Genomic DNA, 20,779 nt, shown 5'->3' with positions numbered 1-20,779 from the left:
TGAAAGGGATATCTCATAAGGACCTCCAGATTCTTTGATCTGGTGTCCAGGATATGGGGTTCAGTGCAGACTGAGCCACCCTGGCACGTTCACCGGTCATGTCGTTACAGAGTAGCAAGGAACATAAAGTGAACGGAATGACCACCAGAGCCGTATGTTCCCCCTCACCCTGGCCCTCTCCCCGGAGGGGCGAGGGGATTGCTCAGTGCTCGCATTCATTGTGGGGAACCCTCAGCCCACCGGGAGAGGGTCAGGGTGAGGTATCAGCGCTGCGCGTTAAGCTCAGCGATATCTTTCGGCGTGGTCCGACAGCAGCCGCCAATCAGCCTCGCGCCTGCCTCCAGCCACTGCGGTAAATACCCCGCCAGCGTTTCGCAGGCTTCGCCGTGATGATGCCAGGTTTTGCTCACCGCATCATAATGCTCACCCGAGTTCGGGTAGACCACCAGCGGCAGCGATGTCAGGCTTTGCAGGTGTTTTAGCGCCGCGGTGGTGTTTTCCAGCGCGATGCAGTTGACGCCCAGCGCCACGATCTGCGGATAGCGTGCCAGCGCGTCGACTACATCTTTCAGCGGCGTACCGTCGCTCAGGTGCTGGCTGTCTCGTAAAGTGAACGAGAACCACGCCCGGGCGCGGGGATACTCAGCCAAAAGTGCCGCCAGCGCCACGATCTCCGCAAAGGACGGCAGCGTTTCACAGGCCAGCAGGTCCGCGCCCGCATCCAGCAGCGCCTCCACGCGGGGACGGTGGAAGGCGGTAAATTCTTCAGCGCTACGCACGTAGTCGCCACGATATTCAGAGCCATCGGCCAGGTACGCGCCGTAAGGGCCGACGGATCCCGCAACCAGCAGCGTGCCCGCCTGCGCGTTCTCCGCCAGATACGCTTCGCGCGCCTTACGCGCCAGCTCCACGCTTTTGCCAATCAGCGCCCGGGATTGCGTCTCATCCAGCCCGCGAGCGGCAAAGCCTGCGGGCGTGGCCTGATAGCTGGCGGTGATGGCCACCTGTGCACCCGCGCGGTAGTAATCGAGGTGCACGTCGCGGATCGGCTCAGGGTTTTCCATCAGCACTTTGGCCGACCAGAGGCTGTCGGCAAGGTTACAACCGCGCGCTTCCAGCTCCGTTGCCATTGCCCCGTCCAGCACCACAAACGGCTGCTTTTCAAGGAGGGCGGTAAGCGGATTATTCTGCGACATGTTCAGGCTCCTGCGTTGTCAGGTTTCGGGTCAGGTAGTACGCACCATAACACAGGGCGACAAACGGAAGCCCGCAATAAAGGGCAATACGCTGGCTGGGGTCAAACCACAGGCCGACGCAGGCCACCAGGCAGAGGATAAAGCCCAGCACGGGCACCAGCGGATACCATGGCGCGCGATACTGCAACGCGGATAGCGGCTGGCCGGACTGCACGTGACGGCGGCGAAACACGAAGTGCGACGCGCAGATGCTGATCCACACCGCCACCACCGCAAAGCCGGAGATAGCGGACAGCGCCACAAACACCGTATCCGGCGCAACTACGCTGGAGAACAGCGCCAGCACCCCGCCGAGCATGGAAACGGAAAGGGCCGTCAGCGGCACGCCGTTTTTGTTAACGCGGGCAAAGCAGCGCGGCAGCGTGTTCTCGTTAGACAGCGACCAGAGCATGCGCCCAGACGCGTAGAGGCCGGAATTCGCCGCCGAGAGGATCGCCGTCAGAATCACGAAGTTAAAGATATCCGCCGCATACGGAATGCCGACCTTTTCAAACACCAGCACGAACGGGCTTTTCTCAACCCCAGCCTGCTGCATTGGGATCAGCGCCGCCAGCACGAACACGGTGCCGATAAAGAAGATGATAAGCCGCGCGATGGTGGTGCGTATGGCCACCGGGATAACCTTGTGGGGATTTTCCGTTTCACCCGCCGCGATGCCGATAAGCTCCGTTCCGGAGAAGGCAAAGTTAACCGCCACCATGGTCATCAGGATCGGCAGGCCGCCGTGCGGGAACCAGCCTTCGGCAGTAATGTTGCTCAGCCCCGGCGCGGCAGATCCGTCCGCCATCGGGATGAAGCCAAAGATGGCCGCGCCGCCGAGAATAATAAAGGCGACGATGGTGACAACCTTGACCAGCGAGAACCAGAATTCCCCTTCCGCGAAGAAGCGCGTGGAAATCACGTTAAGACCAAAAATTACCGCGCAAAAGACAACGCACCACGTCCAGACGGGTACCTGCGGAAACCAGTACTGCATACAGAACCCGGCCGCGGTAAAACTCGACCCGAGCGCCACCGTCCAGGTCAGCCAGTAGAGCCAGGCCACGGTATACCCCGTCGCCGGGCCAAGATAGCGAGCGGCGTAGACGTGAAACGCCCCGGTTTCCGGCATCGCCACGGAGAGCTCGCCCAGACACTGCATTACCAGCCAGACCACCAGCGCCCCGATCAGGTACGCCAGCAGCGTGCCCGCCGCGCCGGTCGTTGAAATAATGTATCCAGTGTTGAAGAATAACCCTGTGCCAATCACGCCGCCCAGCGAGAGCATAATCAGGTGGCGGGTTTTCATGGTGCGCTTAAGCTGCCCGTTTTCTTGTTGTGTTTGCATATTACCTTCTAAACGTATGGACATCTAAACATCCAAAGATAAGGTGTTATACCGCGATTGTTAACAAAAAGCCACCCGACTCCGCATCGGCGCAATTATTGGTAAATACGTAAATCGGTTCTATAGTCGACACAGTTTCTTCTACACCAGGACTCACTATGCGCTTTAACGGACTGACCAAAGGTTTCTTCATCTTTATCCTCGCCCTCGTTACCTGGGCCTTCTTTGACGTGCTGTCCCCCTATTTCTCGGCGATCCTGTGGGCCGCGATCCTGACGATTATTTTCAACCCGGTGAAAAACAAACTGCGTACCGCGCTGGGCGATCGTAACGGGCTGGCGTCGCTCCTGACGCTCGGCATTATCTGCCTGATTGTTTTTATTCCGCTGATGGCGATCCTTTCATCGCTCGCGCTGGAGCTGAATGTGGTCTACACCAAGCTGCAACAGAACAACACGCAATTTCCTGAGGTGGTCGCGGGGATCTTCAACCGCCTGCCGGACTGGGCCAGCGGTTTCCTGGCGGATCACAACCTGACCAACGCCGCGCAGATCCAGAAAAAACTTTCCGATGTCGCATTACAGGGCGGACAGTATCTGGCGGGCAGCGCGTTCCTGATTGGTAAAGGCACGTTCGGCTTTGCCATCAGCTTCGGCATTATGCTGTATCTGCTGTTTTTCCTGCTGAAAGACGGGCCGTATCTGGTGCGCCAGATCCTCGATTCGCTCCCGCTGTCTGACTTCGTTAAGCAGCACCTGTTCGCCAAGTTTGTCGGCGTGTCGCGCGCCACGGTAAAAGGCACGGCGGTTGTGGCCGTGGTTCAGGGCACGCTTGGCGGTATCGCCTTTGCCATTGTCGGTATTGACGGCAGCGTATTGTGGGGCGCGCTGATGGCGTTCCTCTCTCTGGTGCCTGCCGTCGGGTCGGCCATCGTCTGGGTTCCCGCAGCCATCTTCCTGTTCGCCACCCACCAGCTGTGGCAGGGCCTGTTCATCGTTGGCTTCTTTGTGATCGTTGTCGGGCTGGTCGATAACTTATTACGTCCGTTGCTGGTGGGCAAAGACACCAAAATGCCGGACTACCTGATTTTGATCACCACGCTCGGCGGTATGGAGCTGTACGGCATTAACGGCTTCGTGATTGGGCCGCTGATTGCCGCCCTGTTTATCGCCTGCTGGAACCTCTTCTCCGGGCGCGATCACGAAGGCAATGCCGAGGAGCTGGACGCAGACTTTATCGAAGAGGGAAGAAACCCTCGGGATCTCTGAAAGCAGACGTTCTGAAAGGCGGCCCCGTGCCGCCTTTTTTTTCGCCATAAATCAGCGGTTTTCTATAATCTTAAAAGAACGCTCTTCCATTTTTGTCGCAGAGGAAACCAACAGGTGCGAATCGCCACGATCACAAACTGGGCTTATGGCGTCACGGTGTGCCTGACCATTGCCTCCGGCATCGTCATGCTGATGGCTTCCCACGCCGACAACATCGAACGTGAAGCCGTTAAACAACGCCAGGTCTTCGATCAGCTTACGGAAGAGATCGAGATAGATACCTGGATGCTCTCCGATCTGGCGCGCCTTTACGTCATCAAAAAAGAGCCCGACGTGCTGGAGAAATACCAGGCGAAAGAAGCTGAGCTGAAGAATATTGAACACACGCTGCGCCAGCTCAAAAACACGGGGGCATCGGGCGAAGAGCTGGCGTTGCTGTATGACGGTCTGAAAATTGTAGACGAACTCCAGGATGAACAGCAGGCAGCCATTGACGGCATCGCACGGGGCGAAGAACAGCAGGCCGTTGCGCTGCTTTTTGGTAAGAGCTATGAGCTGGAACTCGAACGGGCGCAGAACAATATCGAACGCTTTCGCATGCTGCTGGACAAGCGCATTATTGCCGACGTGCAGGCTGCGACCAAAACGTCGAAAACGCTTCGCACTGCCTCTGAGGTGATGGTCGGCCTGACCGCCCTGCTCTTCTTGTTTGTGATGGGCTTTATCCTCAAGCGCCGCGTACTCCGTCCGGTGGTGCGTCTGAGTGACGTGGTTCATCGTCTGGCATCGCAGGATTACGCCGTCGAAACGCCAAACTTCACCCAGGTTGATGAAATAGGCGATATGGCGCAGGCCATCCGCATCTTCCGCGAGAACGGGCTGGCAAGGCAGCGGCTGGAAAAAGAGCGCGATGCTGACTGGGCCATCCGCGAGCTGCTGGCGCGAATGACCCAGCGGCTTCAGGGCTGTGAAAACTTTGCCGACGTGATGAATGTGGCGGAGCTGTTTGCGCCCAATATCGCGCCGGGGGTTTCCGGGCGTCTGTATATTCTGGAGCGGGATCCGTGGCAGATGCGCTGCGCGGCCGAATGGCTGTCGCCCGAAGGGGATAAAAAGCCGTTCCATCCTGACGAATGCTGGGCCGTCCGGCGTGGTCAAAGCCATCCGCCGGTGAACGGCGAGCCGGATATCGGCTGTTATCATCTGCCTGAATCCCAGGCACGGCAATCGCTGTGCGTTCCCTTAATTGCTCAGGGCGAGGCGATTGGGTTGCTCTCGTTCCTGAACATCACGCCTGAAACCGCGCCGTCCCGCGCCTATCTGGAACTGATGGCCGAGGCGCTGGGCCTGGCGCTGGCTAACCAGCGGCTGCGGGATGCTCTTCTGGAAAAAGCCCTGTTCGATCCCTTGACGGGGCTGCGTAATCGCCACCATCTGGAGGATACGTTACGTACTCAAATGAAGCAGGCCGTGCGTAACGATGAGCCGGTAAGCTGCCTGATGATCGATATCGATCACTTCAAGAGCATTAATGACCGCTTTGGTCATGAGGCCGGCGATCTGGTGATCAAAAGCGTGGCAACCATTATTCAACGGGCGGTACACGATACCGGGCTGGCCTTCCGCTACGGTGGCGAAGAGTTCCTGGCACTTCTCACCGGCGCGGATGAGGAGGCAGCGCACGCCGCCGCAACGGAGATCTACAACGGCGTGCACGCGCTTTTGCTGCGCTACGGGCTTTCGGAAATTGGCCCGGTGGACGTTTCGATCGGGATCGCCAGCTATCCCCAGCACGCCCAGGGCGATAATCTGCTGCGCGCGGCGGACGTCGCGCTATACCGGGCGAAAGAGCTGGGGCGCGCGCGGATTGTCAGCTTTGGGATGCTGGAGGCGGGTTAGCAGAAGTACCTTTCCACTGGCACTCTCCTGTCAGGGGCGCGTTATTGCCCAAAGGACCACAATTCCCAGTGCATTACTCCGCTTTTCAACGTACAGGATATTATCGGACGAATAATTCCCCAACGGCTTACAGACACGGATCTCATTTTTCAATTCTGGCTCATTGACCACCGCTCCCTCACAGCTGTGACGGCCGCCCGAGGAATAGCGGTAAGGTTCGCTCCAGGCGGATTGTTCTCCATCCAGCATCCAGGCTGTGGTAATGACAATGAAAACGGCAACAGGATAGCTTAAAAGGACGGCGCCGAGGCAGGCTTTCAGATAGTCAGAAATGGGCTTACCTTTGAGATTACCCTTCGCGAATACGATGGACATCAGGAATATTGTCAGCAGGCCTGTACCAATCACAACGCACAGCGCCCCTCGGGTATTGAGAAAGGTTACGCGATAAATTTCTGCTCGCCAGACAATCACTCCACATAACAGTGCCGCCGCTCCCACGATCGCTGGGAGCAAATACCGGTAAGCCTTTTTTTTCATAGTAGAGGCGTCCTTGTCATTTTTGCGCGGTCAGAAGATCAATCATTGCCCGGGCGGCCGCCGACTGACGTCGGTGTGGCGCGTAGATCACCGAGAAAGGCCGCGACCGCCCCCGCAGCGTCGGAAGCACTTCAACGAGCTGGCCCCGCTGGATCCTCTCCTGGACGATAAACGCATAGCTCTGGCAAATCCCCATACCCTGTTCAGCGAGGGAAACCACGCCAAGCACGTCCTCTGACGTTTCGACGGAAGAAACGGGCAGCCAGTCAATATCGCGTCCGTCTTCACGAAATACCCACGGTGCAATGCGGCCGGTACGCGGCAGGATAAACGGCAAACACATGTGCAACCGTAGTTCCTCCAGCGTATGAGGGTTTCCCATTCGATGGAGGTAATCCGGTGACGCGACCAGTACCAGCGCGGCATCCTCCAGCTTACGGGCGACTAAGCCGCTGTCGGGCATCTGGCCCAAACGTATCGCGAGGTCGAATCCTTCGGCGATCAGGTCGACGTTGCGGTTGGTAATGTTCAGCTCGACCTTAACGTTCGGATATTGTCGGGCAAAGCGTGCCAGCAGGGAGGGCAGACGGTAGTGCCCGTAGGTGGTTGGCACGCTCATGCGCACGCGGCCCGTTAAGTTGCCCTCCTGCCCCCGTCCTTCACGTTCAGCCTCATCCAGCAGAGAAAACGCCGCGCGCGCCTGCTCCAGATACACGCGCCCTGCTTCCGTTAGCCCTACACGACGGGTCGTGCGCTGCAGTAGTTGACGCCCAAGGCGCGCTTCAAGGCGGGTAACTGCACGGCTCAGTACCGAGGGCGTGGTTGAGAGGACAACCGCGGCGGCAGTAAATGAGCCGTGCTCAACAACGGTAATGAAGGCTTCGACATCGCCAAGATAATCAAATTTTCGGCTCATTTTGCTCTTTCACGAACAAATGTTTTTCAATTTCGCTAATTTATCCCCCGCTGAGCGATGAGTAAAGTGGCCTCACACATCATCAGAAGGTAAAAATTATGGATCTTCAACTCAGCGGTAAGACAGCCCTTGTTACAGGCGCAACGGCAGGGATTGGCCTGGCCATCGCCCGCACGCTGGCGCGAGAAGGCGTTGCGGTGACCATCACCGGACGTGAAAAGGCGAAGCTGCAAAACGCCGTCGCCGATATCAGCAGCGCCGCGCCTGGCGTGCCGATCGGCGCCGTTATCGCAGATCTGGGAAGCGCTGAGGGTGCCGAAGCGCTGTTTGCGGCTTGCCCGGATACCGACATTCTTATTAATAATCTGGGTTTTTACGAAGCTAAGCCTTTCGCCGACATCACGGACGAAGACTGGCTGCGCATGATCGATATTAACATTATGTCCGGGGTTCGCCTGTCCCGGCATTATTTCCCGCGCATGCTGGAACGCAACTGGGGCCGGGTGATTTTTATGTCCAGCGAAGTTGGCGCGTTCACGCCGCCAGACATGGTGCATTACGGCGTCAGCAAGTCTGCACAGCTCGCCGTTTCGCGCGGTATGGCAGAGCTGACCAAAGGCACTGGCGTAACGGTGAACAGCGTTCTTCCTTCGGCGACTCGCTCCGACGGCATCATTGAGTATCTTCGCCAGACCGCACCTGAACCGGGGATGACCGATCGGGCAATCGAAGAACATTTCTTCAGGACCTACCGTCCCAGCTCGTTGATTGCGCGAATGATCGAAGCAGACGAGATAGCCGCAATGGTTGCGCTGCTGGCAAGCCCGCTTGGCGCGGCCTCTAACGGAGCTGCGGTGCGCGTCGAGGGCGGCACGTTCCGCTCCATTCTGTAACAGTGAGTTCACCGGAGTATAGACATGTCTAAACGTAGTTTGCCCGCCATCGCGGTGGTGGCGCTGTTGTCTTTCACGAGCGCGGCCAGTGGCGCAACCCTTGAACGCTGGCGCAGCTATGCTGGCGTAAGCTGGGATCTGCCCGATCGCGCGGCAGCCCCAGCGGCGTTTTCCGGGTCGGTGAATGCTCCCATCGCCGGGATCCACTTTGATGCAAAAGGCACAGCCTACGTCAGTACCCCCCGGCTGGTATCCGCCGGCGCGCCCGCCACGCTGAGCGTTCTGGATACCGCGGTTTCGTCGGGCCCGGCACGCCTGACCGCATTCCCCTCACGCGAGGGAAATGCGGTGGACGGGCCTTACGGGCAAAGCCTGCGCAACGTCCTCGGTTTTTATATCGATCGCAGTAACGGCTGGCTATGGGCGCTGGATATGGGCTTCGTCGCGGGAGAAGCGGAATCTCCGGCGGGCTCGCAAAAACTGGTGGTGCTGGATCTGAACTCAGGGCGCACCATCAAACGCATCGCTCTTGATGGCGTGGCCGATCGTAAGGCCAGTTTCCTTAATGACGTAGCCGTTGATGAGCGTCGCCGCGTCGCCTATATCTCCGACAGCGGATCGCGCAGCGCGCCTGACAATCGTGCTGGTCTTATCATCGTTGATTTCACCACCGGCAAGGCCCGGCGCGTACTGGACCGGCACCCTGCCCTGCTGAACGTGCCGGGCGTAAAGGTTGTCGCACACGGACGCGAGGTATGGCCGGGTAAACCGTTGCTGATTGGCATCAACGGCATTGCGCTCTCACCGGATGCAGGTACGCTGTACTGGACAGTCACGACGGGAACCCATGCCTACGCGCTGCCGACGGCAATCCTGCGACAGCCGGGTTCGACCGATGCGCAAATCGCGTCCCGAATTGAGGACCTGGGTGACGTGGGGGGCAACACTGACGGGATCGTGACCGATGCGAAGGGAAATCTCTACATTACAGACGTCACCCGTAACGGTATCGTCAGGTACGATCCCGTCAGCAAAGCGATGTCACCGCTCGCGTCGAACGAAGGCGTCTACTGGCCCGACACGCCGACGATCCGCCCTGATGGCGATCTGATTTTCACCTCCAGCCGGCTGAACGATCATTTCGCGGGAGCGGTTAAGGCCGGAGAAGAACGCTATGATCTATGGCGTTTACCGGCAAAGGCCTTGACGCCGGAGAAAGCCGTTCCGATCCGGTAACGAACAGCCTTAAAGCCTCTGCTCACCCCGGCTGAACGACTTTCCTGCCCGGACAAATAATCGCTAAATACTACTGCGCCACCCGACGGGTGGCGTTTTTACATCCTGAGGATGATGGATAAACGAGTGGAGAGAGAAAATATATAAACTAGTAGGATAACTAAATTATAATTCTTATACTTAAGTTAAAAAGTGGAGGCTGAAATGCGATTAATCCTAATGCTGTGCTGCTTTTTAGTACAAAGCGCCACCCTGGCGGGTGAGCTGCCAAAACCTGCTGGTAAACCCATTTTAACGATTTACGGTAATATCGAGAACACGAATGAAAATGGAAAAGCCGTGTTTGATATCGCCAGCCTTGAAAAGCTGGGTGTGGTGAGTTTCCAGACATCGTCTCCCTGGTATAATGGCCGCACTAAGTTTGAGGGTGTTCCGATGAGCAAACTCATGGATTATGTCGGCGCAAAGGGTAACGTGGTTAATGTTATTGCGCTTAATGATTACGCGACGGCCATCCCGCTCAGCGACTTTAAAAAATACAACGCCATACTTGCTCTAAAGGTTAATGGCGAATATATGCGCATCCGCGATAAAGGTCCGGCATTCATCGTATATCCCTATGACAGTCTTCCTGAACTCAATAATCAAATTTATTACTCGCGATCGGCATGGCAGGTCAGCAAGATGAAGATTGAATAGCAGTTCAGGAGAACATAATGAACAGGATACTGGTTGGTATCATTTTTTCTCTTTTTATTACAACTGGCTATATTGCTTTTCTTGTCTATGACCGACAGCAGGAGCTTCAAAAACTGACTCATTACACGGAGTCATGGTCTGTCGCCCAGCTGGTATCCGAATATTACCGCTTTGAATCATGGCTTGGTCTGTACGCAACCGATTCCGATGACGTTACGATAGACCAGGTCCGCATGCGCCTGGAAATTATGCTAAGCCAGAATGATTTATTTAAGGAGGGTGATTTAGGTCATTATATTAAAAACGATCAAGCGCATCGCGACCTCGCGTTAAGCCTTGATAAAATACTTACCTATCTGGATGCTAATCTCGAAAAGATGAGCCATTCGGACGTAAAAGCATACCTGCAAACCATGCATTTGCTGGATGCGCCACTCAGCCAGCTGTCATCAAGCGCGTTAACGAAAGATATAAGCACGATTAACAACACCAACCATAAAATACAGATCCTGTATTATATCTATTCAGCGCTCTCTTTACTGCTGGTTATTTTAAGTATTATTCTGGGCTTTTTAACAATCTATCAAAATAAAAACATCCTTAAAGCGCACAGGCAGGTTGAAAGTCTTGCAGAAGAACTTCAGTTATCAAAAGAGACCCTGCAGATTCAGAATACAAAGCTGGAGTATGACGTTTACCATGACTCCCTCACCGGCATGAAAAACCGTCTGTACTTCTGGGATGACCTCAGCAAACTCAATCTTGAGGCCGAAGAAAATCACGCCCCCGTCACGGTGATGTTATTTGACTTAGATCGGTTCAAAGAGGTCAACGATACCTATGGTCATGACGCTGGCGATTTACTGTTACGCCAGGTATCCAGACGCCTGACAGCCATGAGCAGCATTTCAGACAGATTTTACCGTTTAGGCGGAGACGAGTTTGCTTTTTTATCCAGTGGGCTAACCGAAAGCGCTGCCGTTTCGCGCGCAAGAGAAATCAGCGAAAATATCAGCAAGCCCTACACGATTAATAACCAGCTCATAAAAATTGCCACCTGCGTGGGCATTGTTTTATCAGATAATGAACGACGCGCTGATTATCTGTATAAATTCGCCGATCTGGCCCTCTATGAAGCCAAAAAGGCAGGCTCACAGCAGATTAAAGTCTTCCGGCAACGGATGTTGCAAAAATTGCAGGAAGGCAGAAACCTTGAAATTGATATGGCAAAGGCAATAAAGAATAATGAGTTTGTTATTTATTATCAGCCTATCGTCAACGCCTTCAGCAAGGAAATCTACGGCTATGAAGCGCTCATTCGCTGGAGTCACCCCGAAAAGGGGATGCTGTCCCCGGATCGCTTTATTTTTGCCGCTGAAAAAACAGGCATGATCAACGAGATTGGTAAAACGGTGCTTGAGCTTGCCTGCTGGGAAGCGGCTTCGTGGGCCGTTCCGGCAATGATCTCCGTGAATGTCTCGCCTGTTCAGTTGGGCAGCAAATCGTTTATTACCATGGTGCAGTCTATTCTGACGGAGACCGGGCTACCGGCCAATCGCCTTGAGCTTGAAGTGACAGAGTCTTCACTCTTCAGCGACAGAAATAACCCTATTACCATTCTTAAAAAGCTACGCTCACTGGGCGTAAGAATTTCAATCGATGATTTCGGTACGGGTTATTCGTCGCTCTCACGGCTCAGCGAGCTGAATTTTGATAAAATCAAAATCGACAAATCTTTTGTCAATCCAATCTCCACGCAGGAAGATGCGCTTAATATTGTGAAGCTTATTACCGGTATGGCCAAAAGCCTTAACATGGGGGTGATTGCCGAGGGCGTTGAGACCGAAGAGCAGCTTGAGCGTCTCCAGGCGCTGGGTTGCGAGCTGGTGCAGGGATACCTTTTCAGTAAGCCACTGCCTGAGGTCGACGGTAAAATTAAGCGCGGCCTGCAATGACATCAGCTCAGCGGGCTAAACATAACGCATCGCCCGCAGGCGCCAACCGGGATCACACTTTTCAGCTCCGGTTATTCACTTACAAAAACCAGGTGTTATTATTCACGCCGTAAATACCTCTCAACTCAACCCGAGGCTTTGATGCTGGAGAATGTAATCATCCGATAGTCAGCTCCCTGCCCCTTCAGGCCGGACTGATTATCAATGCGCTGAAATCGTATGCGGACACCGCCGTGTGTTTGCACGTTTGCACATGATGATTAAACAGGTTTTCCAGTATGAATTTATCCCGTCAGGAACAGCGTACCTTACACGTTCTCGCCAAAGGTGGCCGTATCGTGCACGTTCGCGATACGTCCGGCCGCGTTACCGCCGTTGAATGCTACAGCCGCGAAGGGCTATTGCTGGCCGACTGCACGCTCGCCGTTTTCAAAAAGCTCAAAACCAAAAAGCTGATCAAATCCGTTAACGGTCAGCCCTACCGCATTAATACCACCGGGCTGAACAACGTTCGCGCCCAGCCTGATAATCGTTAAGGAAAGGCTTATGGATATCCCACGTATTTTTACTATCAGCGAAAGTGAACACCGCATTCATAACCCCTTCACGCCAGAAAAATATGCCACGCTGGGCCGCGTGCTACGCATGAAGCCGGACACGCGCATTCTCGACCTCGGCAGCGGCTCGGGAGAGATGCTGTGTACCTGGGCACGTGACTACGGCGTGACCGGCACCGGCATCGACATGAGCCCGCTCTTCACCGCGCAGGCAAAGCGCCGCGCGGAAGAGCTCGGCGTCAGCGAACGGCTCCATTTTATCCATAACGACGCGGCGGGCTACGTCGCGGATGAAAAGTGCGACATGGCGGCCTGCGTAGGTGCAACATGGATTGCAGGCGGCGTCGCCGGGACGATCGAACTGCTGGCAAAGAGCCTTATGCCCGGCGGGCTGATTCTCATCGGCGAACCGTACTGGCGTCAGATTCCCGCGACGGAAGAGATAGCTCTGGCCTGCGGCGTCACGTCTGTCGCAGACTTTCTCACCCTGCGCGGCCTTGTCGCATTTTTCGCTCAACAGGGCTATGACCTGGTGGAAATGGTGCTGGCAGACCAGGAAGGCTGGGACAGATACGAAGCCGCGAAATGGATGACCATGCGTCGCTGGCTGGAGGAAAACCCCGACGATGGTTTTGCCGAGGAGATTAGGGCGGAGCTGACAATAGCGCCTGAACGCCATGTGACCTATACGCGGGAATACATTGGCTGGGGCGTGTTTGCGTTAATGGCACGATAATGTAGAGCTGGCGGTATCGCCTTAGGGGTGTGCCGCCATTTGTATTGTTTTTAACGAAAACAAAGCATTTTATGAAAACGGTTTACCCATCCATAAAACCGCATATCAGATTTCAATTCGTATGTTCAAACCTTAACCAGATGATTTATGATATTTTAATGGTTTTATAGAGTTGAGTAGAAAAAAGAAAATCAGGAGATGATGCGATAATAGGAACAATTTCTAGATGCAAACTCATTGATTTGTTTAGATAATGTTTAAAAAAATACGCAAGGTACCCCCAAAATTTTTAATCATCCATCTTTATACAATGCCGTTTGCAGGTTGGTTGTCCCGAATGAGCTGGAATAAAACTTTTGCTATACTAAAGATCTCGCAGAAGTGCCAAACACATTACCCTTTCCCAATGATTGACAAATGGCGCATTGTCTATAACTGTCTGAAATATAATTTGCTTCGATGTTTCTTTATCCAAAGGTATTTGAAGCAATCCATTATATTGAGACAATAAGGTGCCAAGTCTTGCGCTTGCTTCTTTCGAATACCTTAACGACAAATTAAAATCATTAAAATGCTTTATCACACGCTCTTTTTGATTTGCGTCCCATTCATCAGGAGGAGAAACAAAATATTCAATTACCCCAGGTTCACCTTGGGCACCCGCTAAGTATCGTGCGAAAATCCACTGCTCATTAAAATAACGATCATTATCTAAGTAGGGGTGAAGTATTTGCTCACTAGCTAATATGGCAAAATTCTCTCCCTTACCATCCATATTACAATCCCGACAGGATGGAACAAGATTCAACGGTGCAATGGCAAACTGTGGAAAATATGCCTTAGGTAAGTAATGGTCTAGATTCCTTGGACGCCCTATCCCACCACAAAAAGGACATTTTTCATTAGCTGACGACATAAGTACATCATAAATTACTCTTGCTGGCTTCGTCATTCCGACCAAATAATTATTGTATAACTTTATGAAGTCTGACTTTTTCAAATCATTTAATATTATAGGGTCTGCAACGCCATCAATATTGATAGGTTGAATTGTGAATAGTTCTTCAGTTAATGCTGAATTTTCATAAGCACTTACTTGTAACTCCAAATCAGCTGAAGCATTATGAACTTTTTCTAGCAAAACATTATTCCCAGTAATCCCATTACAACATAAAGTTAATGCATTACCATAAGTATATATTGGTCTTTTAAGTTTAAACACTAGTTGGCCCCCCTATCCCGGTGGATTTCTAAAGCTTTTAATAATGCCCTTGCTTCAACCCCAAGCTGACCTTTATATTCATCAATGATATCTTGATAAGATAGACCTGATTCAACAGATTGTGTTAATAAGTCATGAAAACCCGATTTCACTACTTCTAGACCAAAAACTTCTCTCGTTAAAACCCCAACATTTTCACCAAAAGTTTCTATATCTGGTCTACGCACTACGGTTACTAATCGAGAGCGATTGAGTTTCCAAACACAACTTCTTGGCACTTCCTGAAGAACTACTGGTGAATGTGTTGCGATGAGTGCTACACCATTGCGGTCAAGTAACAAATCTGACAGAGCTCGAATAAAGGCTGAAAGTAATGGAGGATGTAGATGGCTTTCAGGTTCATCGATTAGAACTAATGTTTTTTCCTCCACAGTAGCAACTAATCGCGTGATGGTTAATAAAACAATAGCATGTCCTGAACTCATTTTCTTAATTAATTTTCGAGCATTACTAACTAAATCTACACCGGTAAAACGCACAAGGTCTTTAAGATCCATACTTTCAAAATTTTCGTCAGATTCAAGAGTATCAATAGCGCTAACCCATCTATTTTTTTTAGGGCCTTGGCTAAAACATTGCTTTAATGCTTGAATAAAATCTTCATGAATATCATTAAGACCCTTAAGTACTTCTCCCTCTTTTTTTAAACCTATATAGAAGTAACACGTTCCCATTGAAGGATCATCTTGTTCAGTTGGAGGTTCGAAAGGATCAAAAGCACTGAAAGAGACTGACACTAAACTACTAAAATAATCTTTTCCTATTGGACTTTCAGAGAAGCCTTCAACATCATAAAATTTTGAATTTGATTGCCCTCTGCTGGTAACTGCCTCAATCATTCCATTTAGTAGGGTTGTTTTACCTACTCCATTTCTACCTATTATTGCATGAATATTCGTACTGGGTTTTTCGTCTATTTCAACTTTAAATATTAACTCTATACCTGACATCTTTTCCGTAGCAGGCCTCAAGAATTTAAATTTAAAGTTTGTTAATGGATTTTTTCCTTCTATAACCCTAGTGAACTGTCCTTTGATAACTGACAAACTAACACCTCTAAGAAGAGATGTTTTAAAAACATCTTCTGTCTCGGCTATTGCCATGGCCTCTGTTGAATAGGCTATATCCTTTAATGATTCAAGAATTTTATTTTTGATAGAATCGGAAAGGTTAAATATTTTTTGATAATACTCCACGTCTTGACCAACTGAAAAATATCCATTTGGTAAAGCCTGAAAAGCATGTCCTAAGGTTGTATATGTTGGTTTTCCAATAACTTGCCCTTGAAATCCAATTTTGACATTTCCAATTTCATGCAAATTTCCTGATTCATCATGTAAAGACAAATAAAACATTGTTATGAACGAATAATCATCCCAGCGATCAACATGTAAATAAGCTGTGTTTACCCCTGAATAAGGGATTCTTTGCTCTCGAGGGATGATTAAAATGTTCATAAAATGCTCGACTGTCCTGCATGAGTATAGTGAACATCATTATGTCAATAGCGGATTAAATCTCCATAATTTTATTCATTTTTGCTGTTGGTTTGGCAAAATTAGTTGTTCAACTAAAAGTGTTTAAATTTAACAAAAATACATTAACTCACTGTTTTAACTATCATTATTGTCTTGCGATGTTAGGATGTTTTTCTGGTTTATCTCAACTTCAAGCTTTCACAATGAAGCAACTGTAACTTAGAGCGCGTTCTGCCAAAAATCCCCACTGGCGTTGCCGGTGTGTGACAACTTTTGACAACTCAATCTGAACGCCAGCGTCCGGGCAAACCAGAACAGCGATCTGAAAGAGGCTCGAGGATAGTTGCAAAGGGGGAGTGCTTAACACCTCCCCTTCCCGAGTTCGTGTACCTGAAGTTTTCTGAAGCGGTAGCGGTTGACACTTTCCCCCTAGTTTTCCCTAGTAAGGCATAACAAACCATAACAGGCTGACACCTGCCCTGCTTCGCATCAGGATTAACAAAAGCTAACAGCCAAGGCTCAACAAATCTCAACGCCAGCCCTTTACACTTCTGCTGTAGCTGCTGTTCGTAGGCGTTAGGATCCGTTATGTTGGGTTGACACTTTTCCCAGTTTCTCGCGAAAAAGTGTCAAGTTTGAGGGGCTGGGGGTTTACAGTTTTTCGCCGTCCAGCAGGCAGAGTGACATTAAACCAGTTTTGCTCCAGTCATCCGGCGCATCGGGGTACATTGTGGCAACGTAGGCCAGCTCAGAACGAAGAAACCGTAAAGCGCCCGCTGCACGGTCTTTGCCATAGAAGCTGTGGGTTTCTTCATCAAGCCGGAAGAGAATCAACAGTTGCTCTTCGGGCTCGTGCTGAACATCAAAACCCAGCTCAGCGGCTGCGGCCTCTATTCGCTGACCAGCATCAATATCAACCAGTAGCGCTTTCCCGCCGTCATGCCCCCATACCCATGCGGCGGCCTGCGCCCACGTCATTGCATTGTGATGATCACCAGCACCAGCACCAGCACCAGCACCAGCACCAGCACCAGCACCAGCACCAGCACCAGCACCAGCACCAGCACCAGCACCAGCACCAGCACCAGCACCAGCACCAGCACCAGCACCAGCACCAGCAGAATTTTGTTTAGCCTGCGATGCGTCAACATCCACTTTATCGCCTGAAATAACAATTTCACCGCGGGCTATCCAGCCATAAACAGTTTGCCGGCTGACGCCCATATGCCTGGCGTAGGCTGATTTACTTAATAGCATCGTGGTTTCCCTCCGGGCAGAAAAAAGCCGCCCTCAGGCGGCCTGCTTCTCTTCTGAATGTGTCTGCCGCTGGCTGCCTTTGAGCATCGCGCTGACATGTTCGCTTAACTGATCAAGTCCGGTCATACGGGGCAGAACTTCTGATGGATCGTCGTTCTTCCCGTAAACGAGATTGTTATACCAGGTACGGACAGCTGTAATTTGTGCGACGTCTTTCCTTACCGCGTCGACCAGATCGGCAACCGCGCTAATCACCTGCCCGTTCTCTGATGCGATACGGGAGAAGCCGAGACGTTTTAGCTGTTCCGTATCGAGTCCCGAACACACAGCATGCGCCCTTAGTAAGGCGTCCGCCAGCTCCTGATGCTTTCCACTGTGCATCGACAGCAGCATTTTTTCCTGGCTGCGGCGATCCAGCCTTGCGAATGCCTGGCGCATTTCGCTGTCACGCATGAATCCCTGAACATCATCAGATGCCAAGGGATTAACCGGTGCGAGCTTATTCTTCAGGTAATCGAGAATGTTTGCGGCCTGCTCGCTTACGGCTGCCACCCCGCGGGTAAAGTCTTTGAGCGTGTCCGGGTTCCGGGCTTCACCTGCCCTGCGGTTTTTTGCCTGTTCGTTCAGATCCGGATCGTTGCGGATAACGTCCAGCAAATCCGCCTCGGCTTCGGCCTGCTGCGCCGTTGTCCTCAGGCTGGTGAGTTCGCCCGCCATGCCACGGAATAAAGCGGCCATCTGAGTATTTGGCGCAACAACCTTACCGGCATAACCTGCCAGCTCGATGCTGTGTTTCCCTATTTTGATTGAGTAGCTCACTGGGCAGCCTCCATTTTTGATAGCCCTGCATCAAATACCTTGCGCGCAACAGCATGGATTGACGGCGCGATCCCCATGCCCGACTTCTGGCGCTCCCTCTCCTGAATGGTTTTCAGAGCCTGAATCTGCTCCCCGTTCAGCAGGACGGGCTTAACGTTAACCTTGCTCATGATGCCCCCTGTAATAGCAACCGTTAAAATTCCATTAATCGCAACAATCGAATAATCAATTGCGATTTATGAAACGATGTTAATGAAATTGCAGGGGTGTACAACGCGAAAATAGTGGATGCGTTTTAAAGAATTTGCCCTCAAGGTATACATGGTGTTCATTAAGGCAATAAATCACCTATAAAACAATACCTTAACCTATGAACACCAGCCTACATTTTGGGATTTCAGGTCTACACGGTATACATCATTCTGTTTAATAAACCATCAGGTGATTAATGAGAAAATGAACACCATGTACACCCTGTGTATACCTGAAAACAAGGTATACATGGTTTATTTCACTGATTTATATAAAAATTATTCTCTCGATGTATACCATGTATACCTTTCTCCATATTTATCTGAACTTCATTCTTTATGACCGGCTACAGGATGCGTCTGAGGTAACCAGTCTTCCGCACTTTCCGAAAGTTCAACGTTAGTCACCATGCCACGTGCTCTACGTTCCTTACGGTACTCGTGATTAAACTCCCGCATCGCGCTTTCCATCCCCTCTGCGAATTTATTCAGCGTCAGCGGCTTGTCGAAACCGTTGGCCTCTAGGAATGCCAGGTAAGCGTGATAGAGATAAATTCGCGGATAGTGAGGCGGATTACGGTTTCCTACCATCATTCCCGCACAATCAGCCAGCCGCTCAAGATGCGCGCAGAAGGCATAAAGCGGATCCGTTTTCTGTTTCACCTCTAATGCCTCTTCGCTATTCCGCTGTTCCAGCAGAAGCGCCCGCGCCTTTTCCGGGTTCGCAAAGTTCGCCAGCAGCCGGCGAACCACTACCGGAATTTCAGCGGATATCTTTTCTGCCAGGTCGGGATCCTTATCCTCTTCGCTGACGCGCCGGTTAAACTGGAAAATTACGCGGCGCCGGGACACGCCACCGGCACGTTCGGTGAAAATCATCGGCGTGTTGTTCGTGGCTACAACCACCGACCGCAGAACGGCGGTGTACTGGTGCTCGTGTTTCGGGTCTATCTCCACGGCATCCCCGCCGGTTATCGCTTTTATCCCGGTGCCCTCTCCTGAATATTTGGGCTGGTCAGGAAGCGTTATCATGCTTTTCCCGACGAACTGCGCCCGCCCGCGTGCGCTATCAAGTGCCGCCATGTTCCCGCTGGCGGTGTTATGCGCGCCGGCCAGCATCGTGGCGATATGGGTAAAGACACTTTTCCCGCTGCCGCCCTCCCCGGTTATCTCGAGGAACAGCTGCCAGTCGTACCGGTTCGCCAGCACCATAAAGAGCGCAGCAGCGATGCGCTGCATCTTAATTGCGTCTCTATCTGATGCGTAACTTAGCCACTTATGGAAGTTCGGCGCGTGGTCGCGGAGGTTTTCACCCGGCACCGCCGGCGTGTAGGTCACGCCGTTGTGGTTGGTCAGCCAGTTATCCTGGCTGTGTTCGGAGAAAACGCCGGTTTCCATATCGTAGACACCGTTTGCAAAGGGGATCAGGCTCCGCCGCGGCTCCCCCATCACCGGGATAACGATTTTCAGGGCGTCGATAACGTTGTTGATCGCGCGCTTGCTGAAGTTGGTTTTGTTCTCGTTGTAGATAGCCACCATTTCGCGGCTCAGCTCGAGCAGAGACGTTTTCTCCCAAATGCCGGCGCGGTAGACGTACACGCCCTCGCTGTTTTCGTTGATTGCAATGCCGGTGTAACGCGCGGCCAGTATGAGCGCCTTTTCGTTATCAGCCAGGTCGCGGAGGTTTACATCCGTCAGCGGTTTGCCGATCACCATGCTTTTGCCGGCTTCCGCATCGGCTTTGAGGCGCGGCAGCTGCGGCGTCCAGTCCTCCAGAAGCTGATAACCTTCAGAGTAGAATTGCGCGCGCTCCACGCCGGCCACCGCCAGCTTTGTCGCGAGAATGGTTATCTGCCGTTCGGTCAGATGCCCGCCGCGGCAAACCCGGGCATAGAGCCGGCCATCATCCACAATGCGGATATTCTCCAGCTCTGCCAGCTGCTTTTTATCCAGCACAACCGGCGGCACCGTATCGCCAATCGGGTTCATTTCCTGCCATGCTTTGGCGAACGTCCAGGCATCGGCGCCGGCAAAGATGATTGACTCCTCCATGAGATCCGCCGACTGCTTTTTAAGGTTTGGTGCATTCTTCATTTTCTGTTCCCTCGCTCCCTGATGATTTCCCGCATAACCCGAATTCGTTCGATGCCCTGCACCAGCATAATTCGATCGATATCTCTTCCACCGGTGCCTGGCGCGGAAGAAACAAATTCAAATTCCCGCACCAGTCTTTCTGTCGTGCAAAAACACGGTGAGCTGTACCCTTCGCGGCAATATGTCACTCTGTCGAATCGGTAACTTTCTATAATTACCTGGTTGCCGCGGCTGTCCTTCCATTTATCGCCCGGCCTGATTTCAGGGTGAGCGCGGCCACCAGCAGTTAAGCCGGAATTTTTAATCGTCATATTTT

At 52.1% G+C, this 20,779-nt stretch carries 20 protein-coding genes; 8 read left to right on the top strand and 12 right to left on the bottom strand.

Going from position 1 to position 20,779, the window contains the following annotated elements; translation table 11 throughout:
- Window positions 1-263: 263 nt before the first annotated feature.
- Window positions 264-1,196: a homocysteine S-methyltransferase gene (mmuM, locus tag OWK27_RS23650; RefSeq protein ID WP_267591331.1), complete on the bottom strand. Its 933-nt coding sequence runs from the start codon at window positions 1,194-1,196 to the stop codon at window positions 264-266.
- Complete coding sequence (gene mmuP, locus OWK27_RS23645; protein ID WP_148420223.1) at window positions 1,183-2,583, bottom strand: S-methylmethionine permease; 1,401 nt, start codon at window positions 2,581-2,583, stop codon at window positions 1,183-1,185. The genes mmuM and mmuP overlap by 14 nt, the downstream gene beginning before the upstream one ends.
- A 158-nt stretch (window positions 2,584-2,741) precedes the next feature.
- On the opposite strand from mmuP, the gene OWK27_RS23640 reads away from it, so the two are divergent.
- Together OWK27_RS23640 and OWK27_RS23635 are read left to right on the top strand one after the other, a co-directional pair.
- Complete coding sequence (locus tag OWK27_RS23640) at window positions 2,742-3,851, top strand: AI-2E family transporter (protein ID WP_148420222.1); 1,110 nt, start codon at window positions 2,742-2,744, stop codon at window positions 3,849-3,851.
- Window positions 3,852-3,965: 114 nt separating this feature from the next.
- A complete protein-coding gene (locus OWK27_RS23635) occupies window positions 3,966-5,750 on the top strand; it encodes a diguanylate cyclase (RefSeq protein WP_242173478.1) in 1,785 nt (594 codons plus the stop codon).
- A gap of 30 nt (window positions 5,751-5,780) precedes the next feature.
- On the opposite strand, the gene OWK27_RS23630 is transcribed toward OWK27_RS23635, so the two are convergent.
- Together OWK27_RS23630 and OWK27_RS23625 are read right to left on the bottom strand one after the other, a co-directional pair.
- Window positions 5,781-6,290, bottom strand: a complete 510-nt coding sequence (locus OWK27_RS23630) for a hypothetical protein (protein WP_242173480.1) — start codon at window positions 6,288-6,290, stop codon at window positions 5,781-5,783.
- A 16-nt stretch (window positions 6,291-6,306) separates the two neighbouring features.
- Window positions 6,307-7,206, bottom strand: coding sequence for a LysR family transcriptional regulator (locus OWK27_RS23625; RefSeq protein ID WP_242173482.1), 900 nt, complete (start codon window positions 7,204-7,206; stop codon window positions 6,307-6,309).
- 98 nt (window positions 7,207-7,304) lie between these two features.
- Here OWK27_RS23625 and OWK27_RS23620 point away from each other — a divergent pair, with 98 nt between their 5' ends.
- The 6 genes from OWK27_RS23620 (at window position 7,305) to OWK27_RS23595 (ending at window position 13,282) form a co-directional block, all read left to right on the top strand.
- Window positions 7,305-8,099, top strand: a complete 795-nt coding sequence (locus tag OWK27_RS23620) for an SDR family NAD(P)-dependent oxidoreductase (RefSeq protein ID WP_267591330.1) — start codon at window positions 7,305-7,307, stop codon at window positions 8,097-8,099.
- Between the two features lie 24 nt (window positions 8,100-8,123).
- Window positions 8,124-9,335 carry an L-dopachrome tautomerase-related protein gene (locus OWK27_RS23615; protein WP_267591329.1) on the top strand — a complete coding sequence of 404 codons (1,212 nt, stop codon included), beginning with the start codon at window positions 8,124-8,126 and terminating at the stop codon, window positions 9,333-9,335.
- Between the two features lie 204 nt (window positions 9,336-9,539).
- A complete protein-coding gene (locus OWK27_RS23610) occupies window positions 9,540-10,034 on the top strand; it encodes a molybdopterin-dependent oxidoreductase (protein ID WP_242173489.1) in 495 nt (164 codons plus the stop codon).
- A gap of 17 nt (window positions 10,035-10,051) precedes the next feature.
- Window positions 10,052-11,989 carry a putative bifunctional diguanylate cyclase/phosphodiesterase gene (locus OWK27_RS23605; protein WP_267591328.1) on the top strand — a complete coding sequence of 646 codons (1,938 nt, stop codon included), beginning with the start codon at window positions 10,052-10,054 and terminating at the stop codon, window positions 11,987-11,989.
- 278 nt (window positions 11,990-12,267) lie between these two features.
- A complete protein-coding gene (locus OWK27_RS23600; protein WP_003863178.1) occupies window positions 12,268-12,525 on the top strand; it encodes a YjhX family toxin in 258 nt (85 codons plus the stop codon).
- A 10-nt stretch (window positions 12,526-12,535) separates the two neighbouring features.
- Complete coding sequence (locus OWK27_RS23595) at window positions 12,536-13,282, top strand: SAM-dependent methyltransferase (protein WP_242173495.1); 747 nt, start codon at window positions 12,536-12,538, stop codon at window positions 13,280-13,282.
- Between the two features lie 364 nt (window positions 13,283-13,646).
- Here the strand turns inward: OWK27_RS23595 and OWK27_RS23590 are convergent, their stop codons facing one another.
- The 8 genes from OWK27_RS23590 to OWK27_RS23555 all read right to left on the bottom strand — a co-directional run bounded on the left by OWK27_RS23590 (window position 13,647) and on the right by OWK27_RS23555 (window position 20,774).
- Window positions 13,647-14,504: an HNH endonuclease gene (locus OWK27_RS23590; RefSeq protein ID WP_104917887.1), complete on the bottom strand. Its 858-nt coding sequence runs from the start codon at window positions 14,502-14,504 to the stop codon at window positions 13,647-13,649.
- A complete protein-coding gene (locus OWK27_RS23585; RefSeq protein ID WP_242173498.1) occupies window positions 14,504-16,021 on the bottom strand; it encodes an AAA family ATPase in 1,518 nt (505 codons plus the stop codon). The genes OWK27_RS23590 and OWK27_RS23585 overlap by 1 nt, the downstream gene beginning before the upstream one ends.
- Before the next feature lie 672 nt (window positions 16,022-16,693).
- The gene (locus OWK27_RS23580; protein ID WP_104917941.1) at window positions 16,694-17,020 is read right to left on the bottom strand and encodes a hypothetical protein; all 327 of its coding nucleotides are present in this window, start codon (window positions 17,018-17,020) and stop codon (window positions 16,694-16,696) included.
- Window positions 17,017-17,223 (bottom strand): hypothetical protein, encoded by a 207-nt coding sequence (locus tag OWK27_RS23575; protein ID WP_267591327.1) that lies wholly within the window; start codon window positions 17,221-17,223, stop codon window positions 17,017-17,019. Before OWK27_RS23575 ends, OWK27_RS23580 begins: the two co-directional genes overlap by 4 nt.
- Before the next feature lie 109 nt (window positions 17,224-17,332).
- Window positions 17,333-18,118, bottom strand: coding sequence for a hypothetical protein (locus OWK27_RS23570; protein ID WP_045339030.1), 786 nt, complete (start codon window positions 18,116-18,118; stop codon window positions 17,333-17,335).
- On the bottom strand, window positions 18,115-18,288 hold the full coding sequence (locus OWK27_RS23565; RefSeq protein ID WP_164558595.1) for a hypothetical protein: 174 nt from the start codon (window positions 18,286-18,288) through the stop codon (window positions 18,115-18,117). Before OWK27_RS23565 ends, OWK27_RS23570 begins: the two co-directional genes overlap by 4 nt.
- A gap of 411 nt (window positions 18,289-18,699) precedes the next feature.
- On the bottom strand, window positions 18,700-20,463 hold the full coding sequence (locus OWK27_RS23560; protein ID WP_058687060.1) for a DNA primase family protein: 1,764 nt from the start codon (window positions 20,461-20,463) through the stop codon (window positions 18,700-18,702).
- Entirely contained in the window at window positions 20,460-20,774 is a 315-nt protein-coding gene (locus OWK27_RS23555) for a DUF4222 domain-containing protein (protein WP_047955081.1), read from the bottom strand. The genes OWK27_RS23560 and OWK27_RS23555 overlap by 4 nt, the downstream gene beginning before the upstream one ends.
- Window positions 20,775-20,779: the final 5 nt, after the last annotated feature.

Source organism: Enterobacter cloacae complex sp. 2022EL-00788, from assembly GCF_026627565.1.
GTDB classification, from domain to species: Bacteria; Pseudomonadota; Gammaproteobacteria; order Enterobacterales; family Enterobacteriaceae; genus Enterobacter; species Enterobacter pasteurii.
Note: the sequence above shows the minus strand (reverse complement) of the source record. Positions and strands in the feature narration are given on the sequence as shown.